Annotated in this window: 10 protein-coding genes; 2 read left to right on the top strand and 8 right to left on the bottom strand. The window is 48.2% G+C overall.

Translation table 11 applies throughout. From position 1 onward, the window contains the following. Positions 1–4: 4 nt before the first annotated feature. The 4 genes from V2546_RS08530 to V2546_RS08515 all read right to left on the bottom strand — a co-directional run bounded on the left by V2546_RS08530 (position 5) and on the right by V2546_RS08515 (position 4,280). A complete protein-coding gene (locus V2546_RS08530) occupies positions 5–1,156 on the bottom strand; it encodes an acyl-CoA dehydrogenase (RefSeq protein ID WP_117470188.1) in 1,152 nt (383 codons plus the stop codon). Between the two features lie 218 nt (positions 1,157–1,374). Then, positions 1,375–2,214: a 3-hydroxyacyl-CoA dehydrogenase NAD-binding domain-containing protein gene (locus V2546_RS08525; protein WP_118530432.1), complete on the bottom strand. Its 840-nt coding sequence runs from the start codon at positions 2,212–2,214 to the stop codon at positions 1,375–1,377. A gap of 69 nt (positions 2,215–2,283) precedes the next feature. Beyond that, positions 2,284–3,060, bottom strand: a complete 777-nt coding sequence (locus V2546_RS08520) for an enoyl-CoA hydratase-related protein (RefSeq protein WP_118530430.1) — start codon at positions 3,058–3,060, stop codon at positions 2,284–2,286. Positions 3,061–3,095: 35 nt separating this feature from the next. Beyond that, a complete protein-coding gene (locus V2546_RS08515; protein WP_329752062.1) occupies positions 3,096–4,280 on the bottom strand; it encodes an acetyl-CoA C-acetyltransferase in 1,185 nt (394 codons plus the stop codon). A 382-nt stretch (positions 4,281–4,662) separates the two neighbouring features. Here V2546_RS08515 and V2546_RS08510 point away from each other — a divergent pair, with 382 nt between their 5' ends. Then, positions 4,663–6,006, top strand: coding sequence for a butyryl-CoA:acetate CoA-transferase (locus V2546_RS08510; protein ID WP_118530428.1), 1,344 nt, complete (start codon positions 4,663–4,665; stop codon positions 6,004–6,006). Between the two features lie 32 nt (positions 6,007–6,038). Here V2546_RS08510 and V2546_RS08505 read toward each other — a convergent pair whose 3' ends face one another. Then, complete coding sequence (locus V2546_RS08505) at positions 6,039–6,140, bottom strand: hypothetical protein (protein ID WP_243022268.1); 102 nt, start codon at positions 6,138–6,140, stop codon at positions 6,039–6,041. Positions 6,141–6,501: 361 nt separating this feature from the next. After that, positions 6,502–7,407 (bottom strand): LysR family transcriptional regulator, encoded by a 906-nt coding sequence (locus V2546_RS08500; protein WP_329752061.1) that lies wholly within the window; start codon positions 7,405–7,407, stop codon positions 6,502–6,504. Between the two features lie 360 nt (positions 7,408–7,767). Here V2546_RS08500 and V2546_RS08495 point away from each other — a divergent pair, with 360 nt between their 5' ends. Next, on the top strand, positions 7,768–8,961 hold the full coding sequence (locus tag V2546_RS08495) for a pyridoxal phosphate-dependent aminotransferase (RefSeq protein ID WP_329752060.1): 1,194 nt from the start codon (positions 7,768–7,770) through the stop codon (positions 8,959–8,961). Positions 8,962–9,672: 711 nt separating this feature from the next. Here V2546_RS08495 and argH read toward each other — a convergent pair. After that, positions 9,673–11,052 (bottom strand): argininosuccinate lyase, encoded by a 1,380-nt coding sequence (gene argH, locus V2546_RS08490; RefSeq protein ID WP_118298767.1) that lies wholly within the window; start codon positions 11,050–11,052, stop codon positions 9,673–9,675. Next, a complete protein-coding gene (locus V2546_RS08485) occupies positions 11,049–13,739 on the bottom strand; it encodes a YfhO family protein (protein WP_329752059.1) in 2,691 nt (896 codons plus the stop codon). The genes argH and V2546_RS08485 overlap by 4 nt, the downstream gene beginning before the upstream one ends.

The raw sequence follows: 13,739 nt of genomic DNA, 5'->3' as shown, positions 1-13,739 counted from the left end.
ATTATTATTTTAACAGTGCGCCGGAGATAACCATTCTCTGAACTTCACTTGTTCCTTCGTAGATCTCGGTGATCTTAGCATCACGCATCATACGCTCTACGTCGTACTCTCTGATGTAACCATAACCACCATGGAGCTGTACAGCCTTTGTTGTTACTTCCATAGCAACCTCTGCTGCATACAGTTTAGCCATTGCTGCCTCTACGCCGTAGGACTTCTGAGTAGCCTTAGCCATTGCTGCACGGTAAACCATCATCTGAGCAGCTTTTACCTTTGTTGCCATATCAGCAAGCTGGAACTGTGTGTTCTGGAACTGACCGATTGTGCGGCCGAACTGCTTTCTCTCTTTTACGTAAGCAACTGTTCTGTCAAGAGCGCCCTCTGCAAGACCAAGAGCCTGAGCAGCGATACCGATACGTCCGCCGTCAAGAGTATGCATAGCGATCTTGAAGCCCTCACCCTTCTTACCTAAGAGGTTGTCCTTCGGGATGCGGCAGTCTGTGAAAATAAGTTCATATGTTGCAGATCCGCGGATACCCATCTTCTTCTCTTTTGTACCAAAAGTGAAGCCCGGTGTACCTTTCTCTACGATAAATGCGGAAATCTCTTTCTGCATTTTGCCACGTTTCTCAACAGTGCCTGTTACAGCGATAACGATGTATGTATCAGCATACTTACCGTTAGTGATGAAGCACTTGGAACCGTTTAATACCCACTCGTCACCGTCTAAAACAGCTTTTGTCTGCTGACCCTGAGCGTCTGTACCAGCGCCCGGCTCAGTTAAACCGAATGCGCCTAACTTCTCGCCTTTTGCAAGCGGAACGAGGAATTTCTGCTTCTGCTCTTCTGTTCCGAATGTCATAATCGGATCCATGCAAAGGGATGTATGTGCGGAAACGATAACGCCTGTAGTACCGCAAACTTTGGAAAGCTCCTCAACGCACATAGCGTATGTAAGCGGATCACAGCCCTGTCCACCATACTCCTTCGGTACCGGAATACCGAGGAAACCGTTTTTAGCCATCTTCTCTACGGTTTCAACCGGGAATCTCTCTTCCTCATCAACCTCCTGAGCAAGGGGTTTGACTTCCTTCTCGGCGAAATCATGGAACAGTGTTCTCGCCATCTCATGCTCTTTACCTAATGTAAAATCCATGTTTTTAGTTCCTCCTTGTGAATTGTATCATGTATAACATGGGGGAATGTGGATGCTTCACTCCCCCGATGTACCTAATTTAGTACATGCCTTTTCATTATAACATATTGTGAAAAAATAAACAATCGTAATAAAAAAATAATTCGAAATTTACTCTTCTGTTATAAAAGGCATATTGCCTGACGGGATAAGATCACCGTCAGGCAACCCTTACATTATTATTTGCTGTAATCGTAGAAGCCCTTGCCGGTCTTTCTTCCAAGAAGGCCGCCGCGAACCATCTTCTTAAGAAGCGGATGCGGACGATACTTCGGATCGCCTGTCTCTGTCTCAAGAACGTTCATGATTGCAAGAACAACATCAAGACCGATCAGATCACCGAGAGCTAACGGTCCCATCGGATGGTTAGCGCCAAGCTTCATGGCAGTATCGATACCCTCTACGGAAGCAACGCCATCAGCGTAAATGCCGACTGCTTCGTTGACCATCGGAATAAGAATTCTGTTTACAACGAAACCAGCAGCCTCTTCTACCTGTACCGGAGTCTTGCCGATCTCCTCGGAGATCTTCTTAACTGCTTCAACATCTTCCGGTTTTGTGTTTAAACCAGCAATAACCTCAACCAGCTTCATAACCGGAGCCGGGTTGAAGAAATGCATACCGATTACATGTCTCTCAACTGCGCCGCCGATCTCTGTGATGGAAAGGGAAGAAGTGTTTGTAGCAAAGATACAGCTCGGTTTGCAGATTGCGTCGAGCTCTTTGAATGTCTGCTTCTTGATCTCCATGTTCTCGATTGCAGCCTCAACAACGAGGTCGCAGTCACCACAGATATCTTTTACGCCTGTTGTGATCTTGTTCAGGATCTTGTCAGCCTCTTCCTGAGTCATTTTGCCTTTTGCGATTCTCTTCTCGAATCCAGCGGCAATTTTCTTCTTTCCGTTCGCTGCAAATGTCTCATTGATGTCGCAGAGCATTACCTCATAGCCTTCTGTCTGTGCGAATGCCTGTGCAATACCGGAACCCATGGTTCCAGCGCCGATAATACCAACTTTCATGATTTTATCTCCTTTATGCAAACATATGATGTAGACTTACTGATCGCTGTTCAGACTGAACAGTTCCATTTATTTGTTTTTGAAGCCGTCCACTTTTCTCTTTTCGAGGAACGCCTTCATTCCTTCCTTCTGGTCCTCGGTCTCGAAGCACTCGGAGAAATATTTCTCTTCGATGGAGATTGCGTGGTCAAGGTCGGAAAGATAACCATCTGTCAGGGACTCCTTGGAATTTCTGACAGCGATCGGTGCGTTGGAGGCGATCTTCTTTGCCAGTTTCATAACTGTCGGCATAAGTTCTTCCTTCGTGCACACACCGTTTACAAGACCGATCCGGTATGCTTCGTCTGCTTTGATATTGACAGCAGCATATACCATTTCCTTTGCTTTTCCGGTTCCAATCAGTCTTGCGAGACGCTGCGTTCCACCGAATCCCGGAGTGATGCCAAGACCAACCTCCGGCTGTCCGAACATAGCGTTTTCGGAGCAGTAACGGATATCACAGCTCATTGCAAGTTCATTTCCACCGCCAAGCGCGAAACCGTTGACAGCTGCGATCGACGGGATCGGAAGTGTCTCCAGCTTACGGAAAACATCGTTTCCAGCTTTACTGAACTCACGTGCCTCCTGTACAGTCATTGTGCTCATTGCAGCGATATCTGCGCCGGCAACAAAGGATTTCTCACCCGCGCCGGTCACAACCAGCACTCTTGTTGTACCAAGATCGATGCTGTCAAGAACAGCGTCTAAATCCTGAATAACCTCTGTATTTAAAGCGTTTAATGCCTCCGGACGGTTGATGGTGATAACACCAACAAAACCGTCCTGCTCATATTTTACAAAACCCATATGTAGTTCTCCTCAGATTTTGCCAAAGTCCCAGATTAGTCTCTCTCTACGATTGTAGCGCAGCCCATTCCGCCGCCGATGCAAAGAGTTGCAAGACCCTTCTTAGCATCTGCTTTCTCCATCTCATGAAGAAGTGTAACAAGGATACGGCATCCGGAAGCTCCAACCGGGTGACCAAGAGCGATCGCGCCGCCATTCGGGTTTAACTTGTTAAGGTCAAAGCCAAGCTCTTTGCCTACTGCTACAGACTGTGCAGCGAATGCCTCGTTAGCCTCGATGATATCGAAGTCTTTGATCTCCATGCCTGTTCTCTTAAGAACTTTTCTTGTAGCTGCAACCGGTCCGATACCCATGATCTTCGGATCTACGCCGCCGAGAGCACCAGCAACCCATGTAGCCATCGGCTTAACACCGAGCTCTTCAGCTTTCTCTTCGCTCATAACAACAACTGCAGCTGCGCCGTCGTTGATTCCTGAGGAGTTACCAGCTGTAACTAAGCCGCCGTCTTTCTTGAATGCCGGTTTTAACTTACCAAGAGTCTCAACCGTTGTTCCGTGACGCGGGCCTTCATCTGTATCTACGATAACTGTCTCTTTTTTCTTCTTAACTTCTACCGGAACGATCTCGTCCTTGAATGCGCCGGACTTCTGAGCAGCCTCTGCCTTCTGCTGGCTTACTGCAGCGAACTTGTCCAGTTCTTCTCTTGTAAGACCCCACTGATCGCAGATGTTCTCAGCTGTGATACCCATGTGGTAGTTGTTGAATGCATCCCAGAGAGCATCGTTAACCATTGTATCAACTAATGTAGCATTGCCCATACGGTATCCGTAACGGCCTTTCATCATTGCATACGGAGCCATGGACATGTTCTCCATACCACCTGCAACAACGATATCAGCGTCACCGGAAAGGATCATCTCAGCAGCCATGTTGACAGCCTCAAGACCAGAACCGCATACAACATTGATCGTAACAGCCGGAACCTCGATCGGGAGACCAGCTTTTAATGTAGCCTGACGTGCTACGTTCTGTCCCTGACCAGCCTGGATTACGCAGCCCATGTAAACCTGGTCAACAGCTTCCGGAGCAACTCCTGCTCTCTTTAAAGCCTCTTTGATTACGATTGCGCCAAGCTCCGGAGCCGGTACTGTGCTTAATTCGCCACCCATTGTTCCGATTGCCGTACGGCATGCACCTGCAAGTACAACTTTCTTTGCCATTTTCTTTTCCTCCTCATCATACCGCTGCCAAGCTCTACACCATATATTTTTCCATAAGCAAGGCAGTATATTATGTATAACTAATCATATCACCAAACCGTTTTGCTGTCAAATCATTATCAAAAGCTTTTTATATATTTTTTCTAAACAAATTAGGAACTTTACTCTTCATTTCGTACAAAAGTTACTTTTATGCTCTGACGCGTCACTTTCTGTTTTTGTCATGTTTTACCATTTCTTTCTATTCCTTTTTCACCGGATTTCTTGACCTTGCCGGCAGATAATGATAAAATAATGTCAGAGTTTGGCCCCGGATCCTATGATCCCGGCAAAGTTCTGAGATGCAGTAATATTTTTATGGTTACAAAGAGAGGGTATTAAAATGGATTTCAAACAGATGTATCAGGAAAAGCTGGTTTCCGCTGAGAAAGCAGCTTCCGTTATCAAATCCGGTGACTGGGTCGATTACGGCTGGACAACAGCAACTCCGATCGCAGTCGATAAGGAAATCGCAAAAAGACTTCCGGAATTAACTGACGTAAACTTCCGCGGCGGTATCTTAATGTGGGTACCGGAGATCTTCAAGATCGAGAACCCGGCTGAACATATGACATGGAACTCCTGGCATATGAGCGGGATCGAGAGAAAAGCGATCGCACAGGGCTTCTGCTACTACGCTCCGCTCCGTTACTCCGAGCTTCCGAGATATTACAGAGAATCCCAGAACAAGCCGGATGTCGCTGTCTTCCAGGTTTCCCCGATGGACGAGCACGGTTTCTTCAACTTCGGACCGAACGCATCCCATATGGCTGCTGTCTGCGAGACCTCCAAGGTCGTTATCGTGGAAGTAAATGAAAATATGCCGGTATGCTTCGGCGGTACTGAGGAAGGTGTTCATATCTCCCACGTTGACATGATCGTAGAAGGTGACAACCCGGCGATCGCTGAGATGGGCGGCGCTGCAGCTGCAAGCGATGTCGATGAAGCAGTTGCAAAGCTGATCCTTGAGGAGATCCCGGACGGAGCATGCTTACAGCTCGGTATCGGCGGAATGCCGAACGCAGTCGGTGCTCTGATCGCAAAATCCGACTTAAAGGATCTCGGTGTGCACACAGAGATGTACGTTGACGCTTTCGTTGATATCGCAAACGCAGGAAAGATCACCGGCGCGAGAAAGAATATCGACAAAGGCCGTCAGGTTTATGCATTCGGCGCAGGTACAAAGAAATTATACGACTACTTAAATAAGAATCCGGAGTGCATGTCCGCACCGGTCGACTACACAAACGATGTCCGCACGATTGCGTCTCTCGACAACTTCATGTCCATCAACAACGCAGTTGACCTTGACCTCTTTGGCCAGGTAAATGCTGAGTCCGCAGGAATCAAGCACATCAGCGGAGCCGGCGGACAGCTCGACTTCGTTCTGGGCGCTTATCTTTCCAAGGGCGGAAAGAGCTTCATCTGCTGCTCTTCTACCTTCAAGAAGAAAGACGGCACCTTAGAGTCCAGGATCGTTCCGACTCTGGCTCCTGGCTCCATCGTTACCGATACCCGTGCGAATATCCACTATCTCGTTACTGAGTACGGTAAAGTAAACTTAAAAGGTCTCTCCACATGGCAGAAGACTGAAGCGATCATCTCCGTAGCACATCCGCAGTTCCGCGACCAGCTGATCGCAGAGGCTGAGAAGATGCATATCTGGAGAGCAAGCAACAAGAGATAGTATTTTCCCGTTTTTTCAGGAGAGCTTTCATTTTAGGAAGGCTCTCCTTCTTCTTTCTTTGTCTCGCCCTCTGCTTTTTCCGTTGAATGAAGATTAAACTGTTTGATCCGGCGTGTCGCGATCGGACCGCCGATCGCACATCCGGCAACAAGTCCGAAGGTTGCAGATGCGATCGCAAAGCTTCACATTTTTGTATCATAAGCCAATCTCCTGCTACACTATTTTCAGATATGTATTTTGCGTACCATTTGTGTCCATTTTTTTGACGGGAAGTTCCATCGGAATTTCCTGTAAACAAGTGAAAACACGCTTCGCGAGTTTCCCCTTGTTATCGCGACAGTCGCCAAGGTCTCGCGCTAGCGCGGACTTTGGCTCGTTGTCCGCAAAAAAGCAGCAGCATTTTCTGACATTCTCTCCAGAAAATGCTGCTGCTTTTTATTTCTGCAAATGATCTCTTTCTCTAAACGATCCACTAAATCTGAATTTTTTCTCCACTCATAGATTCAGGATCGGCTCCATCAGCGTGATCCCGCTCTCCCCGGCTAATTTCTGCCTGCAGATCTCGAGAAGATGTTCCTGATATGGAGATTCATCCCCTGCCCGGTACAGATAGTACAGGGTCCGGTTCGGGAGCTCCACATCCAGTTCATGGATGGAAACCGGGGTGTTTTTTAAGATGCTCTTTGCAACCGACACAGGTAGAAACGCCCAGTTGTCACCATTCTGCGTAAAGTACTGCAAAAAGCCCATTTCATCGAGATAGACACTCGGGACGGCCGCACTGCTGAAATAGTAGTTGTGCCAGCTGTCAAAATTCTGATCCCACTGCGTCCGGATCTCCTTGCGTGGATCGAGGTCTGAAATGCTGATCCGCTTCGGAAGTTTCAGCTCCGTCCCGACGACCAGACAGAGCTTTTCTTTAAACAGGATCTCCGTCTTTACCTGGGAAGAGTACATCGGATCCGTGATAAATGCGATATCCACCGTCTTATTGTTCACATACCCATAGGCATCACTGGAATGGAGTGTCGTCACATGCAGGCTGCACTCCGGCGTATCTTTCATGAACTCCTGAAACACGGTCGGAAGCATGAATGCCAGGAGACTTCCTACACTCGCAACATAGAAACTCTTCTCATTTCCGAGGAGCGATTCTTCCTGTGTCTCGTTCCAGAGAGCCTGCCAGCGATGAGCGATCCCGACAAAGGCACGTCCCTGTCTCGTGAGTTCCACATGGCGAACTCCTTTGTTCCGGATAAACAGGGAATATCCAAGTTCTTCCTCCAGCGCCCGGATCCTTCGTCCAAGAGCCGGCTGTGTGATATATAATTTTTCTGCCGCCGCGGAAAAACTTCCGCACTGAGCGATCTTTAAAAATGCTTCAATTTCCAGAAATGTCATCACGTTCTCCTTTCTGCCGGGACCGGCAGTTTTCTATTTCGATCCTGCTTTCACACATGTTTTTTTATAACGCTCATCTCTCTTCTGCTTTTTACCACAGGATTTCATTTTTGTCCAGAAATATTATTTGAAAATAGTTCAATTCTGAAAACTAAAAGTTTGACAGCTACCATTTTCCATTTCTGTTTCTTCTATATTTATAGTAACATTCTTTTCATTTAAATGTTAATATTTATGAATATTATATCAAAAAAAGAAACATTTTACAATTATATTCACTTATGGTATCATTTAAGCATAAACAAGAACGAATTGTTCGAATCTCAGGGGAATATCAAAACATACAGGGAGGAAATCATTATGATGCTTACAAAGAGGATCCAGAACATTAAACCGGCCGCTACACTTGCACTGACCGGAAAGGTCGCTGAATTAAGAAAACAGGGAATCGATGTGATCGCCTTCAACCTCGGCGAACCGGATTTCGGTACTCCGCAGAATATCTGTGATGCGGCAAAGGCAGCGATCGATGCCCAGAAAACAAAATACACGGTTGTCTCCGGTATCATGGACTTAAAAGAAGCGATCTGTGCAAAATTCTTAAAAGACAACAATGTCGTTTACAAACCGAACGAGATCTGTATCGGAACCGGCGCAAAACAGCCGCTCGTCAATGCAGTTCTTGCCCTCTGTGAAGAAGGTGACGAGGTTATCATCCCGACTCCGTGCTGGGTCAGCTACATCGAGATGGTAAAACTTTCCGGTGCTACTCCGGTCCTCGTACAGAACCGTGAGGAAGACGGTTTCGCCCTCAACGTGGAAGGTATCAAGAAAGCCATCACACCGAAAACAAAAGCGATCATGATCAACACACCGAACAACCCGACCGGTGCTGTATATACAAAAGAACAGCTCACAGAGCTCGCAGAACTTGCCTGCAAACATGACTTCTATATTATTTCCGATGAAGTTTACGAGAAGCTGATCTATGAAGGAAAGAAACACTTCTGCGTTGCTTCGATCTCCGAGGAAGTAAAGGAGCGTACCGTTGTCATCAATGGTGTTTCCAAAGCTTACTCCATGACCGGATGGAGAGTTGGTTACGCAGCCGGAAATGCAGCTCTCATCAAAGGAATGACTTCTCTTCAGGGTCATACAACATCCAACACCTGCTCGATCGCCCAGTACGCAGCTCTCGAGGCGATCAGCGGACCGCAGGACAGCGTGGAATCCATGAGAGTTGAATTCGACAAACGCCGTAAATTCCTGGTAGAGCGCTTAAATTCCATGGATGGCATCACCTGCAACAACGCAGACGGCGCTTTCTACTTAATGCCGAATATGACTGCTTTCTATGATAAAGAGTGGAACGGAAAGAAGATCGCTGATTCCTTCGGAATGGCAGATTACCTCCTTGCCGAGGCAAAGATCGCGGTTGTTCCGGGCGGTGCATTCGAGTCTCCGGACAACATCCGTATCGCTTACTCCAACTCCATGGAAAGCCTGATCGAAGGTATGAACCGTATGGAAGCAGCTTTAAAGAAACTTGGCTGATCTGACAACCTTCCATATTCGTAAAACTCTCCCGCTCCGGCGGTGATAAGGACAGATCAAACTTAGCTTTCTTCCCATATATTCAACGAACAACAGCAAGGATTCTCCTACTGACACGAAGCAAAGCACAGTCAGTCTCCGTGAAATTACCGACTGTGGATTGAAACAATATATGTGATGAAAAATCCCTGAAAAAAGCCTGTGAATGCAGGCTTTTTTCATTTACGCGAACAACAGGACAAAGTCTGCGCTTACGCGAGACCTTGGCGACTGCCGCGATAACAAGAGGACACTCACGAAGCATGTTTTCACTTGTCTATGAGCGCCGGTCTCCCTGCCGCTATACAAATTTTCACATTTTTCACGACAGTATATGAGCCTCGCCCATGCGCTGTAACAGAATAAATATAATGCATTATTAACATTTAATGGTAAAATTTGTTATTTTTCATTCGACAACAATCATTTTACATTCCGCATGATTCATGCTATAATAATCAAATGAACGGAGAAGCCGCACCAACTTCTCCCAAAAACTTTCTTCTCATTATATTTTACAACGCGATATAAAAGAAACACAGCCGCCCGGAACGATAATTGGGGTATCGTCCGTGGCGGCTGTGTTCGTATAAAGATATAGCCGATATTTTCTATGTATACAAAGACCCTGAATGATCCCATTTTGCAGGAACAGCCAGGGCCTTTCTTTTTTTATTTCTCTCCGTTCAGTTCTTTCTTATAGACCTCAATGACTTTCTTCATCGCATCCGCACCCGGAGCTCCGATTGTCACACGTTTCTCCACGCAGGTCTTCATGGAGATCGCATCGTAGATATCTTCCTCAAATACCGGGCTGATCGACTTGAACTGCTCTAAAGTCAGATCGTCAAGCGCCTTGTTCTCATCGATGCAGAGAAGGACCAGCTGTCCGATAATTCCATGTGCATCGCGGAACGGAACACCATGGTTTACAAGGTAGTCCGCAGCGTCTGTCGCGTTTGTGAAGCCGTTCTTTGCGCTCGCCTCCATCACATCCTTGCGGAAGGTCATCGTGGATACCATTCCTGTGAAGAGTAAGAGGCAGCCCTTTACGGTATCGATCGCGTCGAAGGTCAGCTCCTTGTCCTCCTGGAGGTCTTTATCGTAAGCCAGCGGGATTCCCTTCATGACCGTCAGCATGGACATCAGAGCGCCGTAGACACGCCCGGCCTTTCCGCGGATCAGCTCAGCGATATCCGGATTCTTCTTCTGCGGCATGATGCTGCTTCCGGTGCTGTAGGAATCATCCATCTCCACGAAGCGGTACTCATTGCTGTTCCAGATGATGATCTCCTCGGAGAAACGGCTCAGATGCATTGCGATCGTGGAGAGCGCAGCCAGGAGCTCGATCAGGTAATCACGGTCGGATACGGAATCCATGCTGTTTAAGGTCGGTCCGTCAAAGCCGAGAAGCTCTGCAGTGTACTCACGGTCCAGCGGATAAGTTGTCCCTGCAAGAGCGCCGGATCCCAGCGGGCAGTAATTCATGCGCTTTCTGATATCAGCGAGGCGTCCTCTGTCACGGCGGAACATCTCATAATATGCGCCGACATGGTGCGCCAGTGTTACCGGCTGTGCCTTCTGAAGGTGGGTAAAGCCCGGCATGTAAGTATGAAGATTGTCCTCCATGAGCTTTAAGAGGACCTCAAGAAGTCCCTTTAAAAGTCCGTCCATCTCGTCGATCTCGTCTCGCGTGTAGAGCTTCATATCGAGAGCAACCTGGTCGTTTCTGCTGCGGCCGGTGTGGAGTCTCTTTCCTGCATCCCCGATCCGCTCGATCAGGTTCGCCTCAACGAAAGAGTGGATATCCTCGGACTCCGTTGTGATCTTTAAGGTTCCGTTGTCGATGTCCTCGCGGATGCTCTTTAAGCCTGCGATGATCGCGTCACGGTCCTCTTCTGTGAGGATCCCCTGTTTTGCGAGCATCGTCACATGCGCGATGCTGCCCGCGATATCCTGTCTGTAAAATTTCTGATCGAAGGAGATGGACTCATTAAAGTTATGTACTAACTGGTTTTCTTCCTTCGTAAATCTTCCGCCCCAAAGTTTCATAGCTGTTCCTCCGTTGTCTCTTTTCTATTTATAGTGTCTGTCAGATCTTCATCATCGAGATCCGGAATCTCTTCAAATTCCGGTTCTTCATCAGGATCTTCTTCCTCTTCCTGCTGCATGTTCCGGATCTGTTTCATTCTCTTTCTCGCTTCCCGGCGATCCATCTCCCTGCGCAAAAACCACAGAAGGATCAGGATCACGATGGATCCGCCTGAGATCAGACCGCCGGTCTTTAAGCCCTCCGGGAAATAGGAGAAGTCGATCACATGATCGCCGGCGCTCACATCGATAGCCAGGAATGCACCGAACGCCTTTCTCGTCTCCACCTTCTCACCATCCACTTTTACGGTCCATCCCTTATCAAACGGGATCGAGGTGAAAAGCATTCCCGCTTTCGCCGCACTCACGGTTCCGGAAAGTTTCGTATCTTTCCAGCTCGTCAGATGCATCGGGGACTGGTTCAGCCGGTCATAGACCTGGATCATCGCGTCCTCTGAGAACCGGTAGACGATCGCATTTAACTGTTCGCCGGCCTCATCCGCCGTGAGCTTCACTTCTGCGCCCGGAGCCAGAGTTCCAAGCTCCAGAAGATATCCGCGGTCCACGTTGCTGAAGGATTTCTGTCCGGTCGGCAGTTCCGCCTTCACAGTCTTTACCTTCTTGTTCATGACGAACACATAATATTCGCCCGTCTCATCCGGTGTGAATGTGAAGGTGTTTTTATTCACCGTTCCGCCGGCATCCACCAGAACTTCATCCGCCCCGGAAACCAGGCAGAGATCATTCTGGACCTCCGCAGGATTATCCATCTCATACTGCCAGTTTTCCTCGATATCTGAAGGAAGGACAAAGCCGAGCGGCAGTGTGTAGAGATTTTCATAGAGATATGTTCCGCCGCTCTCCCTCAGATACATCATGAGCTCCGTGTTGGAGACTGCCTCGGAACAGAGTGCATATTTCACAGAAAAAATGCTGTCGACAAGCGGCGTGCTTCCAGTGATGCTGTAAGCATTTGTGGACGATTCACATCCAAGCTTCTTAAAGAACTTCGAGAGATCCGCGTTCGCCGTTGAGGAAAACAGGGATACCGACGGAAAGTTCATCCATGCCCCGTCATTCTTCGTCTTTCTCGTCTTTTTCTCCACCCGGTAGAAATCCGATGCCGGCTGCAGGGAATCCTTTAAGATCCGTACCTCCTCATTGTCGCTGGTGTAGGACTCACGGCTCGTTGTCGTCACACTCGTCACCGACATGTTGATCGAAGCCTCAACTGCGACCAGCGTCAGTGCCAGGAATCCGCACACCGTCCGCTTTCCGTCCTTATAGAGATACATCAGTCCGGCATAAGCCGCCAGGAAGATGATTGCCACATAGTAGACGATAAAGTGGAAATGTTCCTGTGTCACCAGCTTTTCCGCCAGCAGGACAAAGCACGCGCTCCCCCAGAAGGCGATCGCGATATGCTTTTTCGGCGTCTCATCCAGATACATATACGCCCGGAAGCAGATGAACAGCATCAGGAAGATGTAGATGAAGGACTGTCTGCATGGAAGGCTGTTCGGATAGTGGAATCCATGCCAGATAAAGTTCAGCGCATTGATGGAAAAGCTCGCAAAAAAGATCAGGAGCAGTCCGCAGTAGACGGCTTTCTCCTTCACTGCGATCTTCTTACATGCGAGATACATCAAAAAGAAGAGGAATACCGCGACACCGCAGTAGATATTCGGCCAGTGGTCAAGACCGATCTCCGTCTCCACATTTCCGATGTGACGGGCGATCATGTCAAAGATCGGGAAATACGAGCTCCACGCCTTCGGGAAGTCAAAATCACCGGACGCCGTGCTCTGCAGCGCATAGATCTCCGGAAGCAGGATTCCTGCTGCCAGTCCGCCTGAGAGCAGCGAGTAAATTCCAAACCGGACGCAGCTGTCCACGTATTTTCTCACCGGCCCCGGCTTTTCCATGATCAGCAGCGCGATAAAATAAAGCACCAGGAACAGGCAGGTCATGATCGAGATATAGTAGTTTGAGAGGATCGAAAGTCCGAGCGTCACACAGTAAAGCATGCCTTTCTGCTCTTTCACGAGTCTCTCAAGGCCGTATACGATCAGTGGGAACAGAAGAATGCAGTCCAGCCACATGATGTTCCAGCTGTACGCCGCCATGTATCCGGACAGGGCATAAAAGATCCCGAAGAACCCAACCCCCAGGATACAGTTCTGGCTGTGTTTCTTTAAATACCAGGCAAAACTCAGCCCCGAAAGTCCGATCTTCAGAACAATCATGATCGTCATAAATTCGATGATAAACTTCTTCGGGCAGAGCAGGATCAGCCAGTTTAACGGGCTGGCCAGGTAGTAGGCATACAGCGCCGCGAAATTGACGCCCATTCCCACATCCCAGCTGTAAAGGAGACTTCCGCCGGTCCGCAGCTTATACTGGAACTCCGAAAAGAACGGGGCGTACTGGTGATACATATCTGTTCTCAGAAAGCACCTCTCCCCGAATGGAAAGATCCCCCTCTGAACGAAAATGCAGATCATGACGAGCACCGGGACAAAGAAGGCGATCAGAAGACCATCCCTCGGCTTTAAAAACGGCGTTGTCTGCCGCTTTTTCCTTCGATTTTCCGGACGATCCGCAGTTGGCTCATCCGGGATCGTATCGATTTCTTTTATTTCTGTCAT

Source organism: Clostridium sp. CM74B_53 (genome assembly GCF_036318045.1).
GTDB lineage: Bacteria > Bacillota > Clostridia > Lachnospirales > Lachnospiraceae > Pilosibacter.
The sequence above is the reverse complement of the archived record's forward strand: the minus strand, read 5'-3'. Positions and strand labels throughout refer to the sequence as shown.